Source organism: Labrys methylaminiphilus subsp. lupini (assembly GCF_051161885.1).
Lineage (GTDB): Bacteria > Pseudomonadota > Alphaproteobacteria > Rhizobiales > Labraceae > Labrys.
On sequence record NZ_JBMDIH010000001.1, the window covers coordinates 72,312 to 97,187 of the forward strand.

At 63.3% G+C, this 24,876-nt stretch carries 22 protein-coding genes; 14 read left to right on the forward strand and 8 right to left on the reverse strand.

Translation table 11 applies throughout. The features are described from left to right. Positions 1 to 197: 197 nt before the first annotated feature. The 3 genes from ACN6KF_RS00360 to ACN6KF_RS00370 form a co-directional block, all read right to left on the reverse strand. On the reverse strand, positions 198 to 1,448 hold the full coding sequence (locus ACN6KF_RS00360) for an aspartate kinase (RefSeq protein WP_434954919.1): 1,251 nt from the start codon (positions 1,446 to 1,448) through the stop codon (positions 198 to 200). Between the two features lie 231 nt (positions 1,449 to 1,679). Beyond that, a complete protein-coding gene (locus tag ACN6KF_RS00365; protein WP_434954920.1) occupies positions 1,680 to 3,800 on the reverse strand; it encodes an OmpA family protein in 2,121 nt (706 codons plus the stop codon). 104 nt (positions 3,801 to 3,904) lie between these two features. Beyond that, positions 3,905 to 4,333, reverse strand: a complete 429-nt coding sequence (locus tag ACN6KF_RS00370; RefSeq protein ID WP_434954921.1) for an Lrp/AsnC family transcriptional regulator — start codon at positions 4,331 to 4,333, stop codon at positions 3,905 to 3,907. Between the two features lie 123 nt (positions 4,334 to 4,456). Here ACN6KF_RS00370 and ACN6KF_RS00375 point away from each other — a divergent pair, with 123 nt between their 5' ends. The 6 genes from ACN6KF_RS00375 to ACN6KF_RS00400 all read left to right on the forward strand — a co-directional run bounded on the left by ACN6KF_RS00375 (position 4,457) and on the right by ACN6KF_RS00400 (position 13,004). After that, positions 4,457 to 5,545: a saccharopine dehydrogenase family protein gene (locus tag ACN6KF_RS00375; RefSeq protein WP_434954922.1), complete on the forward strand. Its 1,089-nt coding sequence runs from the start codon at positions 4,457 to 4,459 to the stop codon at positions 5,543 to 5,545. A gap of 311 nt (positions 5,546 to 5,856) precedes the next feature. Next, positions 5,857 to 7,128: an ROK family transcriptional regulator gene (locus ACN6KF_RS00380; RefSeq protein ID WP_434954923.1), complete on the forward strand. Its 1,272-nt coding sequence runs from the start codon at positions 5,857 to 5,859 to the stop codon at positions 7,126 to 7,128. 122 nt (positions 7,129 to 7,250) lie between these two features. Then, entirely contained in the window at positions 7,251 to 9,827 is a 2,577-nt protein-coding gene (locus tag ACN6KF_RS00385; RefSeq protein ID WP_434954924.1) for an ATP-binding cassette domain-containing protein, read from the forward strand. Next, positions 9,824 to 10,834, forward strand: coding sequence for an ABC transporter permease (locus ACN6KF_RS00390; RefSeq protein WP_434954925.1), 1,011 nt, complete (start codon positions 9,824 to 9,826; stop codon positions 10,832 to 10,834). The genes ACN6KF_RS00385 and ACN6KF_RS00390 overlap by 4 nt, the downstream gene beginning before the upstream one ends. A 55-nt stretch (positions 10,835 to 10,889) precedes the next feature. Continuing rightward, entirely contained in the window at positions 10,890 to 11,900 is a 1,011-nt protein-coding gene (locus ACN6KF_RS00395) for a rhamnose ABC transporter substrate-binding protein (RefSeq protein ID WP_434954926.1), read from the forward strand. A 69-nt stretch (positions 11,901 to 11,969) separates the two neighbouring features. Further along, on the forward strand, positions 11,970 to 13,004 hold the full coding sequence (locus ACN6KF_RS00400) for an aldose epimerase family protein (protein ID WP_434954927.1): 1,035 nt from the start codon (positions 11,970 to 11,972) through the stop codon (positions 13,002 to 13,004). 42 nt (positions 13,005 to 13,046) lie between these two features. On the opposite strand, the gene ACN6KF_RS00405 is transcribed toward ACN6KF_RS00400, so the two are convergent. Next, entirely contained in the window at positions 13,047 to 13,694 is a 648-nt protein-coding gene (locus tag ACN6KF_RS00405) for a glutathione S-transferase family protein (protein ID WP_434959579.1), read from the reverse strand. A 159-nt stretch (positions 13,695 to 13,853) separates the two neighbouring features. Between ACN6KF_RS00405 and ACN6KF_RS00410 the strand changes: the two genes are divergently transcribed. The 3 genes from ACN6KF_RS00410 to ACN6KF_RS00420 all read left to right on the forward strand — a co-directional run bounded on the left by ACN6KF_RS00410 (position 13,854) and on the right by ACN6KF_RS00420 (position 17,208). Further along, complete coding sequence (locus ACN6KF_RS00410) at positions 13,854 to 14,768, forward strand: aminotransferase class IV (RefSeq protein WP_434954928.1); 915 nt, start codon at positions 13,854 to 13,856, stop codon at positions 14,766 to 14,768. A gap of 216 nt (positions 14,769 to 14,984) precedes the next feature. Next, complete coding sequence (sthA, locus tag ACN6KF_RS00415) at positions 14,985 to 16,373, forward strand: Si-specific NAD(P)(+) transhydrogenase (protein ID WP_434954929.1); 1,389 nt, start codon at positions 14,985 to 14,987, stop codon at positions 16,371 to 16,373. Between the two features lie 157 nt (positions 16,374 to 16,530). Further along, positions 16,531 to 17,208 carry an HAD family hydrolase gene (locus ACN6KF_RS00420; protein WP_434954930.1) on the forward strand — a complete coding sequence of 226 codons (678 nt, stop codon included), beginning with the start codon at positions 16,531 to 16,533 and terminating at the stop codon, positions 17,206 to 17,208. A gap of 199 nt (positions 17,209 to 17,407) precedes the next feature. Here ACN6KF_RS00420 and ACN6KF_RS00425 read toward each other — a convergent pair whose 3' ends face one another. Then, positions 17,408 to 18,037: a DUF4893 domain-containing protein gene (locus tag ACN6KF_RS00425; protein ID WP_434954931.1), complete on the reverse strand. Its 630-nt coding sequence runs from the start codon at positions 18,035 to 18,037 to the stop codon at positions 17,408 to 17,410. 356 nt (positions 18,038 to 18,393) lie between these two features. Here ACN6KF_RS00425 and ACN6KF_RS00430 point away from each other — a divergent pair, with 356 nt between their 5' ends. The 4 genes from ACN6KF_RS00430 (at position 18,394) to ACN6KF_RS00445 (ending at position 21,453) form a co-directional block, all read left to right on the forward strand. Continuing rightward, a complete protein-coding gene (locus ACN6KF_RS00430; protein ID WP_434959580.1) occupies positions 18,394 to 19,212 on the forward strand; it encodes a lytic transglycosylase domain-containing protein in 819 nt (272 codons plus the stop codon). 666 nt (positions 19,213 to 19,878) lie between these two features. After that, positions 19,879 to 20,145: a hypothetical protein gene (locus ACN6KF_RS00435; RefSeq protein ID WP_434954932.1), complete on the forward strand. Its 267-nt coding sequence runs from the start codon at positions 19,879 to 19,881 to the stop codon at positions 20,143 to 20,145. Between the two features lie 421 nt (positions 20,146 to 20,566). Then, a complete protein-coding gene (locus tag ACN6KF_RS00440; RefSeq protein ID WP_434954933.1) occupies positions 20,567 to 21,070 on the forward strand; it encodes a class I SAM-dependent methyltransferase in 504 nt (167 codons plus the stop codon). A 23-nt stretch (positions 21,071 to 21,093) separates the two neighbouring features. Continuing rightward, complete coding sequence (locus ACN6KF_RS00445) at positions 21,094 to 21,453, forward strand: DUF4180 domain-containing protein (protein ID WP_434954934.1); 360 nt, start codon at positions 21,094 to 21,096, stop codon at positions 21,451 to 21,453. Between the two features lie 1,098 nt (positions 21,454 to 22,551). On the opposite strand, the gene ACN6KF_RS00450 is transcribed toward ACN6KF_RS00445, so the two are convergent. Further along, complete coding sequence (locus ACN6KF_RS00450; protein WP_434954935.1) at positions 22,552 to 23,004, reverse strand: DUF2293 domain-containing protein; 453 nt, start codon at positions 23,002 to 23,004, stop codon at positions 22,552 to 22,554. A gap of 46 nt (positions 23,005 to 23,050) precedes the next feature. Next, the gene (locus ACN6KF_RS00455; RefSeq protein ID WP_434954936.1) at positions 23,051 to 23,467 is read right to left on the reverse strand and encodes a hypothetical protein; all 417 of its coding nucleotides are present in this window, start codon (positions 23,465 to 23,467) and stop codon (positions 23,051 to 23,053) included. Between the two features lie 235 nt (positions 23,468 to 23,702). Here ACN6KF_RS00455 and ACN6KF_RS00460 point away from each other — a divergent pair, with 235 nt between their 5' ends. Further along, complete coding sequence (locus tag ACN6KF_RS00460) at positions 23,703 to 24,257, forward strand: recombinase family protein (RefSeq protein ID WP_434954937.1); 555 nt, start codon at positions 23,703 to 23,705, stop codon at positions 24,255 to 24,257. A 15-nt stretch (positions 24,258 to 24,272) separates the two neighbouring features. On the opposite strand, the gene ACN6KF_RS00465 is transcribed toward ACN6KF_RS00460, so the two are convergent. Then, entirely contained in the window at positions 24,273 to 24,713 is a 441-nt protein-coding gene (locus ACN6KF_RS00465) for a hypothetical protein (protein WP_434954938.1), read from the reverse strand. Positions 24,714 to 24,876: the final 163 nt, after the last annotated feature.

Here is a 24,876-nt window from a genome sequence, read left to right on the forward strand (position 1 = left end):
GGCCGGCCGGTTCTGGCGAAGCGGCCGGTACCATAATGAATAGGGGGCGTACCTCGCGCGAGAATCCAAACGAAGCACGCACTAACTTTTTGTTCTGTCGCAAGATCTCACGGAAATTGAAAGAAGTATTTCCGATCTTGCCGGGCACTGCGTCATCGGGGCGCTATGCCGTCGTCATGAGAACAAGGCGTGGTTGCTCAGGCCTTGTCGAGCCCGTAAAGCGTGTGGAGCGTGCGTACCGCCAGTTCGGTATAGGCCGCGTCGATCAGCACGGAGATCTTGATCTCGGAGGTGGTGATGGCGCGGATGTTGATGCCGCGGCCGGCGAGGGCCTGGAAGCAGGTTGCCGCTACGCCGGCATGGCTGCGCATGCCGATGCCGATCACCGAGATCTTCGAGACGTCCATATTGGTTTCGACATTGTCGCACACCACGTCCTTGCGGGCCTTGTCGATCACGTCCTTGGCGCGCTGAAACTCGGCCTGCGGCACCGTGAAGGTGATGTCGGTGGAAGCCCCGTCGGCGGAAATGTTCTGCACGATCATGTCGACGTTGATGTTGGCATCGGCCAGGGGCACGAAGATGGCGGCGGCGACACCCGGACGGTCGGCAACATCCCGCAGGGTGATCTGCGCTTCATCCTTCGAATAGGCGATGCCGGTCACAACCTGCTGTTCCATGATGTCTTCCTCGTCGCAGATCAGGGTTCCGGGATTGGGGTTTTCTGGATCGTCGAAGGACGATCTTACATAGGTTTTCACCTTGTGGACCATGGCCAGTTCCACCGAGCGGACCTGCAGCACCTTGGCGCCGAGGGAAGCCATTTCCAGCATTTCCTCGAAAGCGATGCGGTCCATGCGCTGGGCCTTGGGCACGATGCGCGGATCGGTGGTGTAGACGCCGTCGACATCGGTGTAAATGTCGCAGCGCTCGGCACCGATCGCGCCGGCAATGGCGACGGCCGACGTGTCGGAACCACCGCGGCCCAGCGTGGTGATGCGCCCGCTTATGGGTTCGACGCCCTGGAAGCCGGAAATCACCGCGACTTCCCCGGCGGCAAAGCCGTCATCGAGATTCTTGGAGGGGATCGCCGAAATGCGTGCGGAGCCGTGAGCGGCCGAGGTCTCGATCGGCACCTGCCAGCCCTGCCAGGACCGGGCCTTGATGCCGATGCTGCTGAGCGTCAGGGCCAGGAGGCCCGAGGTCACCTGTTCGCCGGAGGCGACGATGGTGTCATATTCGCGCTGATCGTAGAGCGGCGACGCCTCGTTGCACCAGCCCACGAGCTCATTGGTCTTGCCGGACATGGCGGAGACCACCACCGCCACGTCGTAGCCGGCGGCGACCTCGCGTTTGACATGCTGCGCCACATTCTTGATGCGCTCGACAGTGGCGACAGAGGTGCCGCCAAACTTCATCACAAGACGGGGACGCGGGCTGCCGGACATACGGCCACTAGGCTCCGATGAACTCTCGAACGTGCTGAGACGCTCTCGATGAGGGGACGCCGCACAAAAGCGGCCAGGATGCGATCCCGGCCGTGGCTGTTATGCATGAGGCGAGGAGACGCGGAGACCAGTTGCCACCGCGCCGCGGGATTTAAGCGAAAGGGGAAGCGATGGCAAGCAAAAGCGGCGCGCATCCGACAGGGATGCGCGCCGCGATCTTTATCGCAGCCGTCACTTCTCCAGCAGAGGCGTGATACGGCGCAGGGTCACGCGGCGGTTTTCCTGCTCGGGCTCCGGCGTCGGGATCTTGAGATAGCGCTCGCCCAGGCCCGCCGTGACCAGATTGTCGGGCGAGATCACGTAATATTGCGTCAAGGCCTGCTTCACAGCCTCGGCCCGCTCCTTGGACAGGCGCAGATTATAGGCATCGTCGCCCACCGCATCCGTATTGCCCTCGATCACGAAGACCTCGCCCGGATGGGCGGCCACGATGCGCTCGAGGATGCGCCCGATGCGGTCGAGATTGGCGATCTCTTCCTCGCGTACGAATGATTCGTTGAAGCCGAAGTGGATGGTATCCAGTTCGACGCTGGGAATGGACTGGCGCACGGCGGGCTGTTCCATCACCACCTCGGGCCGGGCAAGAAATTCGGCACGTGGATAGCGGCGCGGCAGAGGCTTGAGGGGACGGGCGGCAAATTGTTGCTCGATCTGGTCGTCATCGACTTCGGCGGCCCAGACGCTCTGATAGCGCTGCCCGCGCGGGTTGATGTCCATGTCGAATCGCCTGCCGTCTTCATCGCCCCGCAGGCGGTCAGTGCGCTGACCGCGATCGCTGAGCAGGCGGCGGCGCAGATCGTTGCGGTCGTCCAGCAGATATTGCGCGAAGGCCTCACGGTCCTCGGGATTGTAGCGCTGGTCGTTGGAGGCGTCGCGATAGACCAGGATACGGCGGTTGAGCTGTTCGATGGTCAATACGTTGGACGGGCGCCGATCCGCCAGGATGGCGGGAATATCCTGGGGACGGGGCGAACCCTGGCGGAACTGGGAGCGGCCGAACGGCGAGCCGCGCCCGGCCTGGCCTTGCTGCTGCTCGCCGCCATATTCCTGGTCGGCGACGCGGTTGCGCAGGGCCGCGCGTGCGCCGTTGAGGCGCTGGATCAGGGCTTGCTCGGTGGCTTCCGACAGGTTTCCGGTCGCCAGGGCCGAGCGATAGACGTTGAGGCGCTGGCGCAATTGCTGGTCGTTGAGACGGTCGGGCGGCGTGGTATCACCCAATAGGCCGATGGCGCGCTGTTCCGCCGCCCGATCGACCGGGCCCTGCAGGGGGCGGCCCTGGCCTTGCTGGCTGCCGTTGTCCGGCTGCGGCGGAAGGCCCGGGCGCCCCTCCTGACCCTGCTGCGTGCCGTCGGCCGGCAGGGGAATGCCGCCTTGGCCGGGAAGCTGGTTGCGCCCGCCTGAGCGGCCGTCCAAAGGACGGTCCTGGGGGCGGTCTTGGGGGCGTTTCTGCGGCTGGCCGTCGTCGACGCCCTGCGGCACGCCGTCATTGCCGGGCTGGCCCTGGCCAGGCTGGCCCTGCGTGCGGTCGCGGCGCTTGCCGCGCGGTTCGGGCGTGCCGCCGTTCTCCTTGTCCGTCTCCTGGCCTGCAGCCGGCTGGTCGTCGCCGGCGGCAGGCTGCTGGGGCTTGGGCTGGAGAGGCTTGGGTTGCGCGGGGGCAGTACCGGCACCTTGATCCGTATTCGGCTGTACAGGAGCGCCGGGCATGGCGGCCGGTGTGTCCTGCCAGCTGTTTTCGCCAGGGGCGGTGGGTTTCTGGCGCTTCGGCTTGGTCGATGGAGCCGCCGGTGCCGGCTCGCCAGCGGCCGGTTTTCCAGGAGTTTCCTGGCCGGCCGCATCGGGTGCCGGCTTCTTGGGCTTGGGCTTGGCGGCAGGAGGCGTCTCGGCCGGCGCCGGTTCGCCGGGCGCGTCCTGGCTAGCCGCATCGGGCGCAGGCTTCTGACGCTTGGGCTTGGCGGCGGGGGCCTCGTCAGCGCCGGAACCGGGCGCTGCCCCCTCCTGCTCGGCAGCCGGCTTCTGCCGCTTCGGTTTTGCAGCGGGAGCGCCACCGTCCTGGTCCTGCGATTCGGCGGGGGCAGCCCGTTTTGCCGGAGCCCCTTCGCCATCCTGGCCGCTGCCCTTCTTATGGCGCTTCAGAATGTCCTCGACCGAGGGCTTGGCGCCCGGCGCGGGCGCTTCCGTGGTTGGGGCCTGGGCGTCCTGGGCCATGGCATCCTGTACCAGCACGATCGCCGTGGGCGAGACGGCGAGCATCAGGGTTCCAGCCAGACCGAACAGTTTCTTGCGCAGGAGCATCTCGACCTCTCATGATTTGGCCGCCATCATCCCGATTGCGGCTGAACCGAAACTGAACGTCGATTATCGAAGATCCGTCGGTGTCGGGATCGGTCACCGCCCAGCTAACGTTCGATCCGGGTCGACAGGATGAGAGAGGTCGAGGTGCGCTCGACGCCCTCCAGCGCCCCGATGCGATCGGCGAGTTCGTCGAGTTCGCCCACGGACCGGGCCTCGATCACTGCGATCATGTCGAAATTGCCGCTGACCGAGTGCAGGGTGCGCACGGACGGAATTTCGCGCAGGCCCGCTTCCACCTGGCGGATCAGCTTCGGCACGGTGGTCAGCAGGACATGGGCGCGCAGGAGCGAGCGCGTGTGTTCCTCGGAAAGCCGGATGGTGTAGCCGACGATCACGCCGCGATGTTCGAGGCGGGCCAGGCGGCTCTGCACGGTGGTGCGGGAGACGCCGAGGCGCCGGGCGATCTCGGCCGTGGAGGCGCGGGCATTCTCGCGCAGGATGGCAATCAGGGCATCATCGGCGGGTGTCGTCATAATGACGATATAACGCCCTGCATTGTGCAAAGAAAGTTCGGCATATCGTCGAAATGCAGGCTTCGAAACAAAAGGAGGCAGGCGTAGGCTTTTGAGCAAGAATCGCGACAGGGGAGGCCGACGATGCGCAAGATCGTGGTAGCGGGAGCAGGCAAGATCGGGGCGTGTATCGCCGATATTCTGGCGGTCAGCGGAGACTATGAAGTCACAGTCATCGACCGTTCGGCCGAGCAGCTGGAAAGTGCCGAGCTTTCGGCGGCGGTGGCGCAACGTGAACTCGATCTCCAGGACGAGGCTGCCCTCGGTGCAGTGCTCGACGGTGCCTATGCAGTGCTCAGCGCGGCACCCTTTCATCTCACCACCCGTATTGCGGAAGCGGCGGCGCGCGCCAATGTCCATTATCTCGACCTGACCGAGGACGTCGCCTCGACGCGCCGCGTGCGGGACCTCGCGGCTTTGGCCAAAAGCGCCTTCATCCCTCAATGCGGGCTGGCGCCCGGCTTTATCTCGATCGTCGCCAATGATCTCGCCCAGCAATTCGACAGCCTGGATTCCATCCGCATGCGGGTCGGCGCCCTGCCGCAATATCCCTCCAACGCGCTCAACTACAACCTGACCTGGTCGACGGATGGGGTCATCAACGAATATTGCGAACCCTGCGAAGCGATCGTCGATGGCCATCGCGTCGAAGTGCCGGCGATGGAGGAGCGTGAGGAATTTTCGCTCGACGGCGTCACCTATGAAGCCTTCAACACCTCGGGCGGCCTCGGTAGCCTGTGCGAGACCTATCTGGGGCGAGTGCGCACGCTGAATTACCGCACCATTCGCTATCCCGGCCATGCGGCGATCATGAAGGCGCTCCTCAACGACCTCGATCTCAGGCATCGCCGCGACGTGCTCAAGGACATTCTCGAAAATGCCCTGCCGGCGACGATCCAGGACGTGGTGGTGATCTTCGTCACCGTCAGCGGCAAGCGCCACGGCCACCTGGTGCAGGAGACCTATGCCAACAAGATCTACAACCGCCGCGTCGGCTTGCGCCTGCGCAGCGCCATCCAGGTGACGACGGCCTCCGCCATCTGCGCCGTGCTGGACATGCTGGCCGCAGGAGAATTGCCCCAGAAGGGCTTTATCCGCCAGGAGGACATTGCCCTGTCGGCCTTCCTGGCCAATCGCTTCGGCAGCGCCTATGCGCAGACGGCGGCGCGATAGGAAAAGATGTATCCAGGAACTTGGATGCCGCATCCCTAAGCGCCGACTTGGGAGCCGACTTGGGATGTGAGATGCGACGCTAGCCTCTCCCCGTAAGAACGGGGCGAGGGGACACATGCGTCGAGTTCTATTGTCGCCCTTGTCATCTCGCGGGTCCGCTACCTTGAGGACGCATGGACGAGAACGTCCGCGTTTCCGGGAAGCGTTCCCCTCAATCGTGTCATCTCGCTTGATAATTAAGCATAGTGCTTTAATAATTGAAGGATCCTTCCGGCTCGAGATCCTTCATTCATTGGAGCACGATGGCGATCATGTCCCAGCCGAACGCGCCGGCGAGCCGCAAGGGCAGCAATTCCGTCCAGGTCCGGCGCTACAATGAGCGCGTGGTGCTCGAGGCGCTGCAGCGTCTCGGCCAGGCCTCCAAGGCCGAACTCGCCCGCTCAGCCAATCTCACGCCCCAGGCCGTGGCCGTCATCGTCGACCATCTCGAGGAAGTCGGGCTCGTGAGGCATGAAGGCAAGCGCGCCGGACAGGTGGGGCAGCCTTCCACCCTCTATGCGCCGGCGCCCGACGGTGCTTTTTCGATCGGCCTGCATGTCGGCCGGCGAGCCTTCGATGCGGTGCTGGTCGATTTCACCGGCCGCACCCTGCGCATGGAGACCAGCGACTACGAATATCCCGAACCACAGATGGTGGCGGAGCTGGCCGCCGCCTATGTCCGCACCTTCCGGGCCGGCCTGGCGCCCGATTTGCGCAGCCGGTTGGTCGGCGTCGGCGTGGCGATGCCCTATTTCATGGACAGCTGGACCAAGGAGCTGGGCATGCCGGCTTCGATCACCCAGGCCTGGGAGGATTTCGATTTCGCCAAGGCCCTGGCCGACAGCATAGATCTGCCGCTTTTCTTCGAGAACGATGCCTCCGGTGCGGCGACGGCCGAACTGGTCTATGGCCGGGGGCGCGAGGCCAGGGATTTCATCTATCTGTTCATCTCCACCTTCATCGGCGGCGGACTGATCATCAACGGCAATCTGGAGACCGGCCCGAACGGCAATTCGGCCGCCTTCGGCCCCTATCCCGTGACGCCCTCGCTGCTGTCCAGCGTGCCGGCGCCAAAAGGGCCATTCGAGATCCTGCTGCGCCGGGCCTCGATCTATGTGCTGACCAACCATCTGCGCCAGAACGGCGTGCCGATCCGGCGGGCCCACGAACTGGCCGAGATCGGCGAGGCGGCCGAACCCCATCTCGGCGCGTGGGTGGAGGATTGCGCCGACGCGCTCGCCCAGGCGATCGTCGGCGCCATCGCCGTGGTGGATGTGTCGGCGATCGTGATCGACGGCATCCTGCCATCGGCCATCCTGCAGCGGACGGTCGAGGCGGTGTCGCGCCGTTTCCAGGCGATCATGCCGGAAGGGCTGTTCGCGCCTGATATTGCGGTCGGGACGATGGGGCCGCAGGCGGCGGCGATCGGCGCGGCCATCCTGCCGCTCTATGCCATGTTCGCGCCGGACAGTGCCACGCTGGTGAAGGCCAAGGCGCCGGGCATCGGGCGCGCCAGCCTGAAAACCTATATCGGGGCCGGCTAGGGGAAAGGGCATCCGCTTGACAGTCCAGGGGCATCGATATATCCATTTGCTTTAATAATTAAAGGATGCGGGAGGATGATGGTGGGGGTATCTCGGTCGCGTCATCGCCGGCGTGCAATGCCATGAAGAGCAGCCTGGCCGATGAGGGCCTCGGAACCTCGATCGCGTCCCCCGCGGCGGCTGCCGGGTTGGTGAACGCCTCCAAGCGCTTCGGAGGAACGATCGCTCTTTCCAACGCCAGTTTCGATCTCCTGCCCGGCGAGGTGCTGGCCCTTTTGGGCGAGAACGGCGCGGGCAAGAGCACCTGCGTCAAGCTGCTTGCCGGCGTCTACAGGCCGGACGAGGGCGCGGTCGCCATCGATAACCAGCCGGTGGAGCATTGGTCTCCGCTCGAAGCCCAGCGCCGCGGCATTGCGGTGATGCATCAGCATCCCGGCCTGTTCGGCGACCTGACGGTGTTCGAGAACATTTTCGTCGGCCACATGCCGCAGCGCTCCCTGGGCCGCATCGACTATGAGCGCATGCGCGAGGAAGCGCGCGCTCTGCTCGACGTCGTCGGACTGAAATGCTCGCCCGAGGATCAATTGAAGGAGCTGCGCACCTCCGAGCAGCAATTGGTCGAGATCGCCCGTGCCCTATCGGTCAACGCCAAGGTGCTGATCATGGACGAGCCGACCGCTGCCCTGTCCCAGCGCGAGGTCGAGCGCCTCTTCGCCGTGGTCGCCGATCTCAAGGCCCGGCAGGTGGCGATGATGTTCGTCGGCCATCGCATGGAAGAGATCTACCGGATCGCCGACCGCATCGCCGTCCTGCGCGACGGCCATCTGATCGGGGTGAGGCGGGCGGTGGAACTCGATCGCGACCAAGCCGTGCGGATGATGATCGGGCGGCCGCTCAAGGCCATCTATCCGCAATGGGACTCCAAGCCCGGCCGCGAGGTGCTCGCCGTTTCCGGCCTGTCGCGCGAAGGGGCCTTCGACGACGTCTCCTTCAGCGTCCGGGCCGGCGAGATTCTCGGCCTCGGCGGGCTGGTGGGCAGCGGGCGCACCGAGATCGCCCGCGTGCTGTTCGGCATCGACCAGCCGACGGCGGGCCGCATCGAGATGGAAGGAAGGGCGGTATCCTTTGCCGATCCGCCCGCCGCCATGGCCGCCGGCATCGCCTATGTCTCGGAAGACCGGCTCGGCCAGAGCCTGGTGATGGATTTTCCCATCCTCGACAACGCCTCCCTGCCGGTGATCGAGAAGGCCACCATGGCGGGGCTGGTGATGCGCCGGCAGGAACTGGCTTTGGTCGAGCCGCATTTGCGGCGCCTGAAGCTGAAATTCCGCAGCTTCGCCCAGCCTGTGAAGACACTTTCGGGCGGCAATCAGCAGAAGGTGGTGCTGTCGAAATGGCTCGCCACCCAGCCCAGGCTGCTCATCCTCGACGAACCGACCCAGGGCATCGATGTCGAGAGCAAGTCCGAAGTCCATACCATGATCGCCGAACTGGCCCAGCAGGGGCTGGCGATCATCCTGATTTCCTCGGAACTGCCCGAACTGGTGAGCATGTGCGATCGCATCGTCGTGCTGCGCGAGGGCCGGATGGCTGGCGCCTTTGAGCGCGGGGAGGCCGACCAGGAAAAGGTGATACGCGCGGCCACCGATGCCGGTGGGGTGGTTTTGGACAAGCAGTCGGCGCTGGCGCCGCGGGATGAGGCCGCAAAGCTCGATGAGCCTCCGGGCAACTGGCTCAAGGCGCTGCTGCGCCGGCGCGAGGTCGGGCTGGTCGGGGCCATGGCAGCCGTTGTCCTGCCGGTGATGTTCCTCAATCCGCGCATGGTCAGCCCCGAGAACCTGACCGCCATCGCCATGGACGCGGCGCTCCTGATGATCGTCGCTGTGGCCCAGATGCTGGTCTTGCTGACGCGCAACATCGATCTGTCGGTGGCCTCCGTGATCGGCCTGTCGGCCTATGGCGCCGCCAGCTTCATGCATGCCCATCCCGAAAGCTCGGTGCTTCTGGGCGTCGCCACGGCTTGTGCCATAGGCCTGGCCTGCGGTGCCCTGAACGGGCTGGTGGTGACCCTCGGCCGCGTGCCGGCGATCGTGGTCACGCTCGGCACCCTTTCGGTCTTCCGCGGCCTGAACAGCCTGTGGGCGGGCGGTCGGCAGATCAGCGCCGACCAGGTGCCGCAAGCCTGGCTCGACATGACCAGTGCCCGCATCATCGGCATTCCGGCCGTGATCCTCATCGCTCTCGCCTGCCTGGTGGTGATCGGGGTGATCCTGAAGCACTGGCCTGTTGGCCGGGAGCTCTATGCCATCGGCTCCAATCCGGATGGGGCCGTCCTTATCGGCATCCGCCGCACGGCTCTCGTGCTCGGCGCCTTCATGCTGGCGGGCCTGCTGGCCGGCTTCGACGGCGCGCTGTGGGCCTCGCGCTATGCCACCATCGATGCCCGCGTGGCGCTCGGCTTCGAACTCACCGTGATCGCCTCGGTGGTGGTGGGTGGCGTCGCCATCAGGGGTGGTGCCGGAACGGTGCTCGGCGTCGCCCTCGGCGCGCTGACGCTCCTGGTGATCCAGAACGGGCTGACGCTGGTGCGCGTCGATCCGCTCTGGCTGCAGGGGGTCTATGGCCTCGTCATCCTGCTCGCCATCGGTGTCGACACCATCATCGGACGGCGGACCCATCAGGGACGGAGAGGGCGATGAAGACGAGCCTTATCGAAAGGATCGCCAGCTGGGAGAATTTCCTGGCGCTGCTCACCGTAGCGGTGCTCGCCTATGCGGTGCTGGCCGTACCGAATTTCGCCACGGCCTTCAACATCTCGCAGGCCATTGCCGGTGCATCCGAGCGAGCCCTGATCGTGCTGCCGATGGTGCTCTTGATCATCGCCCGCGAGATCGACCTGTCCGTTGCCAGTATCCTGGCTCTCAGCAGCGTGGTGTTCGGCGTGCTGATCCGCGAGGGCCTGCCGCTGGAGGGTGCGATCGCACTGGCGCTGCTGACGGGCATCCTTGCGGGCGCGTTCAACGGCCTGCTGGTGACCTATCTCGGCCTGCCCTCGCTGGTGGTCACCCTCGGCACCATGGCGATGTTTCGCGGCATCGGCTACATCCTGCTCGGAACCGGCTCGGTGAACGAGTTTCCCGAGAGCTTCACCGATTTCGGCATCGACACGCTGGGCGACACGCCGATCCCCTGGACGATCGTGCCTTTCCTCGTGCTGGCGCCGGTCTTCGCCATCCTGCTGCAGGTGAGCAGCATCGGCCGGCGCATCTACGCCATCGGCGGCAGCCCTGATACGGCGCTCTATGCCGGGGTGCGGGTGGCGCGCATCCGCCTCGGCCTGTTCGTCCTCAGCGGCTTCATCTGTGCCATCGCCTCCATCGTGTTCACCGCCCGCCTTGCCAATGCCCGGGCCGACAATGCCATCGGCCTCGAACTCGACGTGATCACCATCGCGCTTCTCGGCGGCGTCAGCGTGTTCGGGGGCAAAGGCAAGCTGACCGGCGTGTTCCTGGCGCTGGTACTGATCGCCACGCTGCGCAACGTGCTGGGGCTGAGCCAGATCGGCGGCGATGCGCAGGGCACCGTGATCGGGCTCTTGCTGATCTTCTCGCTATTGCTCAGCACCACGGCCCAGCGCCTCTATGGCGGTCTCCAGGCCAAGTTCAAGGCAGCCGGCCGGCCGCGAGAACCGGAACGAACGACCTGACTGAAAGCGTAAACCAACAACGACCTGAAGAAAGGCGTGAAGGAGGAGACGAGCCATGAAAAAAGCGATGAGAACACACCTGATCCTGACCACGGCCATCATGCTGGGCGCTCTGGCGGCGCCGGCCTTCGCGGCCGAGAAATGCGCCAAGGAGCCCGTGACCGTCGGCTTCCTGCCCAAGCTCGACACCGATCCCTATTTCCAGGTCGCCAAGACCGGGGCGGAGGAGGCCCAAAAGGAGATCGGCGGCAAGGTGATCCAGCAGGCGCCTTCCCAGGCGACCGCCGAAGCCCAGATCGAGTTCATCAACAATCTGGTGTCCCAGAAGGTCGACGTCATCGCCATCTCCGGCAATGACGCCAATGCTGTGGCGCCGGCCCTCAAGCGCGCCGCCAAGCAGGGCGTCAGGATCGTCTCCTACGATTCGGACGTCTCGGAAGCCGCCCGCTCGCTGTTCTTCAACCAGGCCAAGGGCGACAGCCTGGCCGAGATGATGCTGGAGAGCATGGGGCAGATGATCGGTTATGAGGGGGATTTCGCCATCCTCTCCTCCACGCCGACGGCCACCAACCAGAATGCCTGGATCGACTTCATCAAGAACAAGATGAAGGAGCCAAAATTCGCCAAGATGAAGTTGGTGCAGATCGCCTATGGCCAGGAGAGCGAGCAGGTCAACCAGCAGCAGGCCCTGGCGCTCGTCCAAGCCTTCCCGAACCTCAAGGGCATCATCATCCCCGCCGGCATCGGCCTGCCGGCCGCGGCGCGCGCCCTCGACCAGGCTGGCAGCCTCGGCAAGGTCAAGCTCACGGGCCTGGCGCCGGCCACCCTAATCAAGAAATACATCCAGAACGGCTCCGTCCAGGACATCTGGTGGAACGTCAAGGATCTCGGCTATCTGACCTATTACGGTGCCCAGCAACTGGCGCAGTGCAAGATCACCGGCAAGCAGGGCGACAAGTTCAAGGCCGGGCGGCTTGGCGACTATACGGTGGGCGAAAAGGGTGAGGTGGTGCTCGGCCCCGCCAAGATCGTCACGCCGGCCAATGTCGAGGAATTCAAGTTCTGAGCACGAGTTCCGGGCGGCGACCAATCTTGCCGCCCGGATACTCGCCCCGCCGGAAATCAGGAAATCTACATGCCGCAAACCTGGTCGCTCGACTGGTCGCATGGCCAGGTGACGGTACATGCCGGCGCTGCCGCCCTGGGCCGCACGCGCTTTCGCTTGGAGGACGGCCGCTTCGTCGAACCCTTCCACGAGGCGCCCTGGATCACGGCCGGCGAAAAAGTCGAGCCGGGCCTGGAGAACCTCCGGGGCGACTGGCCCTGCCTGCCCTTCGGGAGGCTCTACAGCAGCGACGATCCCCTGATCGGCGTCTGGCGGGGGCTGGTGGATGCTTCGTTGCCGGACAGCGGCCATCCGCTCGGCCCGAGTGATCACCTGCTGCATGGCCACAGCGCTGCCGCCGAATGGAGCCTGGTGTCGCGCACGCAAGATGCGATCACCCTCGGCCTCGATTATCCCAGCGACTCGCCCATCGAGAGGACCACACGCACGATCCGCCCGATCGACGGGCAGGCGGGACTGGATGTTTCCGTCGAGATCCGGGCCCGGCACCGTTGCGTCAGGCCGTTCGGCTTTCATCCCAACTTCGCCCTGCGTGGAAAACCAGGATCCTTTCGCATCGAGCCCGGTCCCTATCGTTTCGGCCTCAGCCATCCCGTTGCCGAAGCGGCAGCCCGGGCCGAGCCGGACAGGAGGTTCACGACGCTTGCCGATGTCGCGGTCAAGTCAGGCGGGAGCGAGTGTTTCGACAGGCTACCCTTCGCCGACGACCGCGAGGACATAATGCAACTCTGCGGCATCGAAGGCGGCGTCCATCTCGTCGACGAGCACGACCGGGTTGCCTGGGATCTTTCCTGGGACACGACGAAGCTGCCGTCCTGCCTCTTGTGGATGAGCAATCGCGGGCGCAAATTCCCGCCCTGGAACGGGCGGCACCTGTGCGTCGGTGTCGAACCGGTGGCCTCGGCCTTCGATTTCGGATCGGTAATTGGCGCCTCGGACAATCCCATCGCCCAGTCCGGCGTGCGCACGGCGATCACGATCGAGCCGGGAATGCCGCTCACACTCGGCTATCGCATTCGCGGCCATGCGCTGGGGCCAAACTAGAGCGTAGTCTGTGCTGTCGGCTCGGCTTTGCGAGCTCATGTTTCAACGGGCTGACGGGGCGTTGATCGCAAATTGCGCGGCAAAGGCCCTGACATAAGCGGGCCGAACTTCCCCGCGGGCGACATAGGCGGCCAGGTTTTGATATTCGTCCAGAAGGCCCGACATTCTCAGTCGCAGCAGCACGGATACCATCAATAAATCGCCTGCGCTGAACGCCCCATCGAGCCAGTCGGCGTTGCCCAGCCGGGCGGAGAGCTGGTCGAGCCGGGCCCGAACGCGGTCCTTTACCAAGGGCAGACGCTCCTCGCTCCAGGGCTTGTCGGCTTCGAAGATCCGTGCTGTCGTCAGGTCGAGGATCGGCGGCTCGACGGTGTTGAGTGCGGCAAACATCCAGGTGATCGCCCGCGCTCGGGCATCGCGATCCCCAGGCAGCAGGCCCGCATGCCGCTCGGCGAGGTGAAAGACGATCGAGCCGGTCTCGAACAGCGACAGAGAACCGTCCTCATAAGTGGGGATCTGGCCGAAGGGGTGGATGGCCAGATGGTCAGGCGTCTTCATCTGCGCGAAGGAAACCAGGCGAACCTCATAAGGCTGGCCCACTTCTTCGAGCGCCCAGCGAACGCGCGTATCGCGCGCGAGTCCCTTGCCGCCATCGGGTGATCGTTCAAACGCCGTGATGGTGATCGTCATCGTATCCATTTCCTTGCTGGGCGAATTTCTTCGGCCTCCTATCGTGACGACGAATGAGCCCGCCGGAGGGCGACATCGGTCTTGAATTATTTTCATTACCGGGCGCAGATCGCGCATGCCCGATTCCGATCAAGGGTCGTGGGGCAAGAGTGGGGCCGCATGAACTATCCTGCCGGAACAGCCTATATCGATGGCGGCTTCGTGCCGATGTCGGAAGCCAAGATCTCGGTGCTCGACTGGGGCTTCCTGCGTTCGGACGCGACCTATGACGTCGTACATGTCTGGAAGGGCCGCTTCTTCCGCCTCGACACCCATATCGAGCGGTTCCTGCGCTCGGCCGACAGGCTGCGCCTCACGCTGCCGGTCTCGCCCGAAAAGCTGGCTCAGATCCTCGCCGAATGCGTCTCCCGCTCCGGGCTCCAGGATGCCTATGTCGAGATGGTGCTGACGCGCGGCATCTCGCCGACCTTCTCGCGCGACCCCAGGGAGGCCCATAACCAACTGATCTGCTTTGCCATTCCGTTCGGCTGGATCCTCAAGCCCGAACAGCGCGAGACCGGGCTTTCGATCGTGCTGTCCGACATTCGCCGCATCCCGCCGGATTCGGTCGACCCCACCGTCAAGAACTATCACTGGCTGGATTTCGTCATGGGCCTCTACGATGCCTATGATCGCGGCGCGCAGAGCGCCGTGCTGACCGATGCCGACGGCAATCTTGCCGAGGGGCCGGGCTTCAACATCTTCACCGTGCGCCAGGGCCGGATCGCCACACCCGATCGCGGCGTGCTGCGTGGCGTGACGCGCCAGAGCGCGATCGAACTCGCCGCCGAACTCGGCTTTCCCCCGGAGGAGCGGGTCGTGACGGCGGCCGAGGCGCGGGCTGCCGACGAGGTCTTCATTACCTCGACGGCCGGCGGCATCATGCCGGTGACGCGGATCAATGGCGCCGCCGTCGGCGAGGGCCGCATGGGGCCGGTCACCCGGGCGCTGCTCGAGGCCTATTGGGCCAAGCACACGGATGGCAGTTGGTCGACGGCGGTGGAGGATGTGCTGTCGGGCCGGGCGCCGGGATAGGCGCGCGACCTGTCTTCCCCCGCTTCGCGGAGAAGGCAAACAACGCTTCATTCCGCCGGCTGCATGGCAGATGGTTCGACGTCGTCGCGGCATTTTTTCTTGTCTCTTGGCAGGTGGCAGCCCTATGTGCATTCATGCTGTCATGCAGCATGACCATGCTCCCGGCACTTCCCGCCTTTTCGACACCTTGTTCCAACGGCCTAGAGACTTCCCTCCATGTATGATTATGACATGCTCGTCATCGGTTCGGGCCCGTCCGGCCGTCGCGCCGCCGTGCAATCGGCCAAGCTCGGCAAGTCGGTCCTGGTGGTGGAGAAGGGCCGGCGCGTGGGTGGCGTGTCGGTGCACACCGGGACGATTCCCTCCAAGACGCTGCGTGAGACGGTGCTGAACCTGTCGGGTTGGCGCGAGCGTGGCTTCTACGGCCGGGCCTACCGGGTCAAGCAGGATATCGGCGCCACCGACCTGATGGTCCGCCTCCAGAAGACGCTCGACCACGAGGTCGAGGTGCTGGAGCATCAGTTCAGCCGCAACACCGTGCGCACGGCCCGCGGCGAAGCACGCTTTCTCGGCCCGCACGAAATCGAGATCACCACGGAGACCGGCACGCGCAGCACGGTGACGGCCAATTACATCCTGATCGCCTGCGGCACGCAGCCCTTCCGCCCCGACTATGTGCCGTTCAATTCCGACAATGTCTTCGACAGCGACGAGATCATCGAGCTGCCCCGGCTGCCGCGCAGCCTCACCGTGATCGGTGCGGGCGTGATCGGCGTCGAATATGCCACCATCTTCAGTGCTCTCGACGTCGCCGTCACGCTGATCGAGCCGCGCTCGAGCTTCCTCGATTTCATCGACAAGGAGCTGATCGAGGAGTTCATGCATGAATTGCGGGACCGCAACGTCTCGCTGCGCCTGGGTTCCCCGGTGGTCTCGATCGAGCGCGAGGAGAGCCGCGTCGTCACCAAGCTGGGCGATGGCCGCAAGGTGTCATCGGAGATGCTGATGTTCGCCGCCGGGCGCGTCGGCAATACGGACAGGCTGAACCTCGACGCCGCCGGCCTCAAGACCGATCATCGCGGCCGCATCGGCGTCAATCCGGCGACCCTGCAGACCGAGGTGGCGCATATCTACGCGGCCGGCGACGTCATCGGCTTTCCCAGCCTCGCCTCCACCTCGATGGAGCAGGGGCGGGTGGCCGCCTGCCATGCCTTCGGCCTCGAACCTCCGCCGCCACCCGAATATTTCCCCTATGGCATCTATTCGGTGCCGGAGATCTCCACCACGGGCCTGACCGAGGAGGAAGTGCGCCAGAAGGGCATTCCCTACGAAGTCGGCATCGCCCGGCTGCGTGAGACCTCGCGCGGCCACATCATGGGGCTCGACAGCGGCATCATGAAGATGATCTTCTCGACCAAGACGCGCCGCCTGCTCGGCGTGCACATCTTGGGCGAGGGCGCGACCGAACTGATCCATATCGGCCAGGCCGTACTTAACCTCAAAGGCACGATCGACTATTTCATCGAGAACACCTTCAACTATCCCACCCTCGCCGAGGCCTACAAGATCGCCGGCCTCGACGCCTGGAACCGGATGGGGCGCTAGAGCATCGTGTCGAAAAGTGGATGCCGGTTTTCGGAAAAAACGATGCGACAACAAAATCTTACAGTACGGAATCCGATTCCGATATCGGATCCTGTACTGTAGCGCGGCCCTGTCCGCGCCCTGTCCCCACTTTCGCGTAACATCATAGGAGTTCGCCGTGTCCCCTGACCGCAAGCTCGTCGTCCTTCTCGACGTCGACAACACGCTGCTCGACAATGACCGCTTCGGCGAGGACCTCGGCGACCATATCGAGGAAGCCTTCGGAGCGGACCAGCGCGCGCGCTACTGGACGATCTACGGCAAGATCCGCGACGAATACGGCTATGCCGATTACCTCGCCGCGCTCCAGCTCTTCCGCGCCGGGCTGGACGACGACCCCGACCTGCTCCAGATGTCGAAGTTTCTCCTGGAATATCCCTTCGCCGAGCGCGTCTTCCCGAAGGCGCTGGAAGCGATCGCCCATCTCAAGAGCTTCAGCGCTCCCGCCGTGCTTTCGGATGGCGACATCGTGTTCCAGCCGCGCAAGGTGCAGCGCGCCGGCCTGTGGGACGCGGTGGAAGGGCGGGTGATGATCTATCTGCACAAGGAGCAGATGCTTGACTCCGTGCAGCGCCATTATCCGGCCGAGCATTACGCCATGGTCGACGACAAGCCCCGCCTGCTCGCCAAGATGAAGGCGGTGATGGGCGACAAGCTCACCACCATCTTCGTGCGGCAGGGCCATTACGCCCTGGAAGCGGATATGAACACCGTCGATCCCAAGCCCGACGTCACCATCGAGCGCATCGGCGATCTTCTGTCCCTGGACCGGGCTGCCTTCACGCGGGCGGGATAGATGTTTCGTGCTTCCTTGCCGCCGACGGCATGAATCCGGGGGACGGGTCTTCAGATCCCTTTCAAGGTCTTCCGAACAAACCGGAGAAAGGCGGATGAGGGGTTGCATCGCTCTGGCACTTCAGACCCGGCATCTTCATCCCTGGCAGGCGCCGCGCTTCAGGCTGGTCTGAAGACCAGCCCCCCGAGAGCCGGCAGGCTCAGCGCACCAGTTCGAGGATCTCGAGCGTGCTGCAGCAGGTTTGCGGCAGTTCCAGGCGCAGCTTGCGCGGGCCGGCCTTGAACAGATAGGCCACCGCGTCGGATTTGGGCGATGCGCCATAGGCGACCGGCGGATCGTCGCCATTGGCATTGCCGCCGAGGAAGACGAAGCGGGTGTTGCTGACGCGGTAGAGAAAGCCGCTGACGCGCTGGGAGCCGTTCACCTTGGCGAAGAAGAGCTTGCCGCCGCGCTCGCTGATGGCGCATTTGAAATAGGGATAGGCATAGATGCTGCCCTTGCCGTCATTGGCCTTCGAGCCGTCGTCGAGCTGGGCGCTGCGGCAGCGCCAATTGCCGACGAGTTCGCGCGTATTGGCGATCGGCCTGGGATCGCCGGCGAGGATCTCCTCCAGGGCGATGCCGTCGGCGGTGTGGCGGGCATTGGAGCCGAGCACCGCATCGATGGCGCTGCGGCGCGTCTGCTCGAAATTCATCAGACGGGAGCGGTCGGCCTCCTCGATCGAAACAGGCAATAGCGGCGTGGGATCGAATTCGGAGGCGGCCAGGGCCGTGCCGGTGGAGGCCGCGAACCAGGCGAGAGCGACTACGGCCCAATGACATCTCGTCATGATGGAATTTCCAAGTGGCGGGGTGCCCTGTTTGCACCAGTCCACGCGATCCTGGCAAGGCGGCCGCGGCGTCATGGGTCATTGCCCAAAGGCTGGCCCGTCGTAGCCAGGAAGCAGGAGGTCAAGAAGCAGCAGGACGCCAAGAAGCACTTGCCGAGGAGCTCGGCTATGGCGATAGAGAAGGCCGCGCTGGCAGTGGCGGGGCCTTGTTTGTGAACCTTCGGCTGTTCCCAAGCAGAGTTTTCCGACGGGCTCCGTCCATGGACCCCGCCGGAAAATTCTGCAAATATTTGATGTCTTGCAGATTACTCTCGATCGGGCCGGGGCCACGATCGAGAGTAATCTGCTTGACGACGATGCTGCTTCTTGCCGCCTTCGCCGGCATGGCCATGGTGGGCCGAGCCGAGGCGCGCCAGGAGAGCCTGGACGAGGCGATCTGCCGCCTGATCGAGACCACGGCCAAGGACAAGGGTATTCCGCCCGAACTCTTCACCCGGCTGATCTGGCGCGAGAGCAGTTTTCGTCCCCACGTCATCTCCAGTGCCGGCGCGCAGGGTATCGCCCAGTTCATGCCTGGCACGGCGGCCGAATGGCAACTCGACGATCCCTTCGATCCCGAAAAGGCGATTCCGGCTTCGGCCGCCTATCTCAGCGCGCTCAAGACGCAGTTCGGCAATTGGGGGCTGGCGCTGGCGGCCTATAATGCCGGGCCCAAGCGCCTCTCGGACTGGCTGGCGGGCGGGCGCTATCTGCCCTCGGAAACACGTGCCTATGTCTATTTCATCACCCATCGCAGCGTTGACGACTGGGTTTCGAACGACGGGCTCAAGGCCGGGGAGGAGCCCGCCGCCAAGCCGGTCGATTGCCTCGCCGTCGTCACCACCGTGCGCCGGGAGGTGCCGCGCCTGATCGAGGGCCCCTATGCGCCCTTCGGCGTGCAGCTGTCCGGAAATTTCTCCAAGGCGATCGCCATCGCCTCTTATGAGCGGGCGGTGAAGCGCTTCTCGGCCGTCCTGGCGGGCCGGGAGACATTGATTGTCGGCACGCGCATGGCCGGGCGCGGCCGGCGGGCCTTCTATCGTGTCCGCCTGCCAGCCCGCAGCCTGCGCGAGGCGAGCCTGCTCTGCGACAAGCTGCACCGAGTCGGCGGCAGTTGCGCGGTGCTGCGCAATTGAGGCTGCAGCAGCATCGTGCCGAAAAGTGGACTCCGGTTTTCGGCAAAAACGATGCGACAACAAAGATCCACGGCACTGGATCCGCTTCCGAAATCGGATCTTGTGCCGTAGCGGTCGGGCAAAGAAAAAGCCGGATGCGGGGGCACCCGGCAGTTGGGTCGTTGGGTCGGGCCAAAAAGCCCGAGGAAACTACGAGTGCGTCAACAGCTCGAAGTCATGCGGGCGGGCCCGCTCGAATGCCAGGAACGGTCTCAAGGCATCCGACTGCACACTCAACCGGTGGGCCGGGATTTGGTTCCATGATTCGTGCAGATTTTTTCAGGCGTCTTGCCTGGCTGTGGGCGATCGGGAGCAGGCTCGTGTCGGTGTCGTCTATATCAGAACATAACATGAACAAAATGCTCGACAGCCGCAGCCGGCTCGCCTAATTTTCCGGTCTCGAATCCGAAAGCATTTTGCGATTTGCCGAAGCGGATGAATCGCAACGGCATGTCGAAACAAGGCGTTGGAGCAAAAACGTTCTCGCATGAACGCGCTTTGCCCTGCGTTCGTGCCGATCAGGGCCGAGGCGAACCGTCCGTCCCGTCATCGGGGCAGGGCTCATGCGCCGTCCCGGTGGGGCGAGATATCTGCCGATTCCAGTCCTCTGAACAAGGAGAACCGTCAATGACCTCGCAAGCCAGCAAATCCGAACAGGCTTTGCCGGAAGATCTGGAAGCGAGCGTGGAGCGCGTCATCGCCGATTGTGACGGCGATGCGCGTGCGGCGGTGCGCGTCTTGCTGGTCGCCAACAGCCACGCCATGGCCGAGATCGCGGCGATCGAGGGCGAGATGGCCAAGCTCCTTGCCGACGTCTCGCGCGGCTATGCCCGCGGGCACTGGGAGTGGCTGCTGGAACGGGCGGAGATCGCCATTCCCTATTCCAGAGAGTAACCGAACGGAAATCAGTGCAGCCGATTTGTCTGGTCAATGCAGGCAGGAAAAGAAAAAGCCCGCTTGCGCGGGCTGGGAGGTTAGACGAGAGAGAGACGAGCTGGAAAGACACGAACGACACGGCAGGGAGGGGATCTGTTCGGAGAGTGCCGCGCCGTTCGCAGAATCAACTTAGCCGCTACGTTGTGTTCGCGCACACCGGCAAATTTGACGGACATTGAGAGACTCCGGCACGCTGCTTCTGTCAGGCCGCTCCGTGTCGCGGGAGGCCGCCGGATCGCTTGCATCGCTCCGGGCCGGTGGCTTATGACGGCCGGTATATCCGGCCCGGACACAGCGTCCGGGAGCCGGCTTCCGGCGCCCGCCGGGACGGCAGCCGAGAACGGCCGGCCGGGATTTCTGCAATGATGTGAAATGGATAATGAGTTATCTCGATAATTTCATCAATCGCATGACGGCCCAGCGCAACTGCCTCGACCTCGCCGTCGAGCTCATCCGGGGGATCGAGGGGCCGGTGCTCGAATTCGGCCTCGGCCATGGCCGGACCTATGACCATTTGCGCCAGAACTTTCCCGATCGGGATATCTATGCCTTCGAAAAGCGCGTGAGCCCCAATGTCTTCGTGCGCCCGGCGGATGAATTGCTCTTCCTCGGCGATATCGGCGATACCATCCGCACGGCTGGACAGCGCTTGCCGCGCAAGGCCGCGCTGGCCCATTCCGACCTCGGCCTCAAGGACCGGCAGGGCGCCGTGCCGATCGTGGCCGATATCATCGCCTATCTGCCCGGTTTGATGGCGCAGGGAGGCTTCTATATCTCCAATGTCGATATTGCCCTGGTGGACGGCAAGCTGCCGCCCGCCTTCCGGCGCCGGGCGTTTCCGCAGGCGACGGGCGATCAGTATCACATCTACGAGATCGTCTGAGGCGGGCCACCGGGAGAACGACCATGAACGACAGCGTCGAGGAGATCGGCGGCGTCCGGGTGCTCGTCTGTGCTGCAGACGGTGAGAAGCTCGCCAGCGAAGCCGATATAAACGATTTTCTCAGCAAGGCCTGGGAACACGAGGCGGGGCTGGTTGCCATTCCGGTCACGCGGCTTGGCGACAACTTCTTCCGCCTGCGCACGCGGCTCGCCGGCGCCGTGGCGCAGAAATTCGTCAATTATCGCATGCGCCTCGCCGTGATCGGCGACATCTCAGCTTGGATCGCCGGGAGCGATGCCCTGCGCGATTTCGTCTGGGAAGCCAATCGCGGTCAGGACATCTGGTTTGTCGCCGATTTGGCAGAGTTGCGCAGCCGGTTGTAAGCTGGCAGCGGGGCGCCTGTCTCTTCCGCAAATGACGGCGCCGTCTCAAACGGGGTGAGCTACGCGAAAACGGGACCAATGGTACGACTAGTTACCATCAGGCCGAAAACGACAATAATTTCAGGAGTAAATGGCGGAGAGGGAGGGACTGGCCCTTCTGCGCTCATAAATCTTTATATTTCAGTGCCTTAGGCTGTGCTCAGCATAGTGATTTGTACCACCGTCACGTACCAACGTCTACCGGGAGAACACCCTAAATCAAGCAGGGCTAGGCCGCCCGGCCCGTGCATTCCCTCCTGCCGCCCCTTTCGACAGCCTCGGATACTTCACTAGCGCCAATTCCGTGGTAGTAGGCATGGCGGCGTGTGCGAATATGCCCCTGCTATCCCGTTGGAGTGGAAATGTTCTTCCTAAAGACGTGTCGTATAGTCGCCATCCTAGCCTTGGTGTTCGGGGGTCTTCAGTTGACCCATGGGCTCTTGCTAGCGACGGAGGTATGGTCGCCCGCCCCGGGTATCGTCCATGAACCTACAGGACGAAAAATCGACAGGGCAGTGTATATGATATTGTTCAGTTTCGTAATGGGAGCGTTGGCCGAAATGAGCTTGGCAATGGTCCGCATGGAGCGCGGCAAAGAGAAATAAGGGCGGAATAATTTAGGCCAAAAACCTGAGACAGGGCCTCGACTAGAATAGTCGCGCAATCCCCCCATGCCCCCCCTCGCGATGCCACGCACGCGCCCGGAAGATCAAGCACGCGGACGGTATCGCGCCCGCTTTGAAACTTCTATCTATCTCTTTTGCCCCGCTTTCCCCCAAACCAACACGGTGCCGCCCACCACCAAGGACCCCACAATGGTCCACACAACTTGTTCAGGCAGTCCCCTACTCGACAGGTGCGGGGTGTTGAGCCACCGCCAAAAGCCTTCGTTCGAGTCTGATCTTTGGCTATAGGCGAACGCCGCGCCAAGCCATCCGCCTACCACGCATGCCACGACAAGAGCCGCAAAGCGCTCTACCGACCAATTGAACACGGTAAATTCCTCATATCAGCGCAGCGTCACCATAGCACGGCCCAAACGAGCCCGTATCGGGTTGACTAGAGCACGCGGGGAACCCTGCGAACTCTTGCCGTGATTAACTCCCCGCTCTCGCTTGTAAGGCAGACCCGCCGTCCCTCCAGGCTGTCATAGCTCCCATTGTCGGGAGCTTCCTGCCATGAGCCGACGATGGTGTTCACCTCCGGTAGAATAGCGGCATGTGCCTCTTCCCGCGTTATGCCATTAATTTGGTAGAGGCTGTCATAGTCGGTCATCTTGTGACGGACATAGCTGTGGATGGTCATGCCCACGGCACGCCCCAACGTGGTCTTCGTCCACCACGGACGTGAGGCGACCTTGCGTGCAATCGTTGCCTTGGTTGCCTCAGGGCAGAGAGGATGATGGTGTTGTATATGCGCCAGGACCTCTTCAAAAGTGAAGCGCGTAGACGTTCTGCGCCTCTTAGAAGCCGCTGCGGGTTCCGTCATCGGCTCATCATCTGCCACTGCCATGCCGCTTCAGTTCCTCTAGGAGTCCTTTCGCAGCATCGGCAGGCGTCTAAAGTTTGTCGCTGTTGGTTCGGATCACAGGGTCTTGGCCGAAATTGCCTTCGCGCCAATCGTGGAAACCTATGCACATGCCATCGGAATTGAACAGATCCAGGACCACGGGTTCGCTTGGCGCAGCATGGGAAGCCGGCTCTAGTTTTGCGCTGAAGCCCAGCGTCACTTGATGCTCATCATTCGTCAAACGGCCAGAAACGCCATCTATGACCATCATCAGCCCATAGAGTGCGTCATTGATTGCCTTTTCGGCGGCTTCGCGTGCAACCGGATCGAGGCCGGGGGCAATCTCGCCCCGCGCATACTTTCCTACATCCTCGAATAGGATAAGCCCAGCCGCGTGCATCAGCCATAACTCCCGGTCACGACCCGTTTCCGGGGGCGGAGCTAGTTCAAATTCGTAGCTCGCCATCACACACCTTCCAGCGATCAACATCGATACAGCGTTGCATCCTTTCACTTGCGCTTGGCTTGTCAATGCACGCCGCTGGGAGATGGCGTGTCCATTGGACCCTGCCCATCTGGACGTGTCCGCTTTCATGGTGAAAGGCGTCCAATAGGATGGGCATTGACATTTTGGACGCAATGACTCATACGGTCATAACCCTATTGGACATTTTGTAGATTGAACGGGCTCGGGGACCACTATGCTTATCGGATACGCCAGGACATCGACCGTCGAACAGGAAGCCGGGCTTGAAGCCCAAGTGCGAGACCTCAGCGCCATTGGCTGTGGGCGCGTCTTTTCGGAGCGGGTCTCCTCCATGGCCACGAGGGAGCAACTAGGGCACGCCGTGGCATTTGCCCGTGAAGGCGACACGCTGGTGGTTACGAAGGTGGACCGTTTGGCCCGCTCCACGGTGGGTCTCTGGGACATCGTGAAGGAGCTTGACGCCAAGGGCGTGGCGCTGCGGGTGCTCAACCTCGGGGGTGAGACGGTGGATACCAAGAGCGCCACTGGGCGGCTCATCCTGAATATCTTCGCAGGGTTCGCACAGTTCGAGCGAGAGATGATGCTTGAGCGGCAGCGTGAGGGCATCGCCAAGGCCAAGGCTGAGGGGGTCTACAAGGGCAGGAAGCCCACCGCGAGGGCCAAGGCGGATGAGGTTCGCAAGATGCATGCCGAGGGCAAGACCCCTACGGAGATTGCGAAGGTCCTGGGGATCGGCAGAGGGAGCGTCTACAGGGCCATTGAAGCGTAGGCGAGCCCGGCCAATCTAATCGTCACGCCATCCACTGCTGTATCCTTCTGGGCGCGGAATCACGGAGAAACGAGGTTGATCGAAAGCGAGTACGTCAAGACAGGTCCAGCCAGTGACGAGTCTGTAGTGGGTTGCTAGTTCGGGTCCCACCTTTAGGACCGCAGATTGATCCCGCCAGAATTTTGCATTCTCGACCCGATAAGCAAAATGCTCTGGTATCAAGCCTTCTTTTTCCTCGTCCTCTTCTGTGCTGAGGTACATTTCGTCCAGAACTCGCAACATAATCGTGTTATCAAAGGCAGCTCTCAGCGCAGACTTTTCATCATTCGGAATAATGAAATCTGCAACAATACCATCTCCGTTTCCCCTTTTGCCAAGTCGCCAGGCTAATTGAAGCAAATCACTTGCGCTCGCCTGGATGGCTGGGACCGCCGATATAGGAAAATACGTGGGCATGTGGTGAAAAGATCCTGTTTGTCCGCTTTGCGGCCCATCAATCCATTATAACCTGGGCACATTCCACTTTCCTAACCGAGTACCCCTTGTACTCCTTGTAGACCTGAGGTGCCCACAGGCAGCAGGGCGGCATATGGCAAACCTTGTATGGTCCCGAGGTATC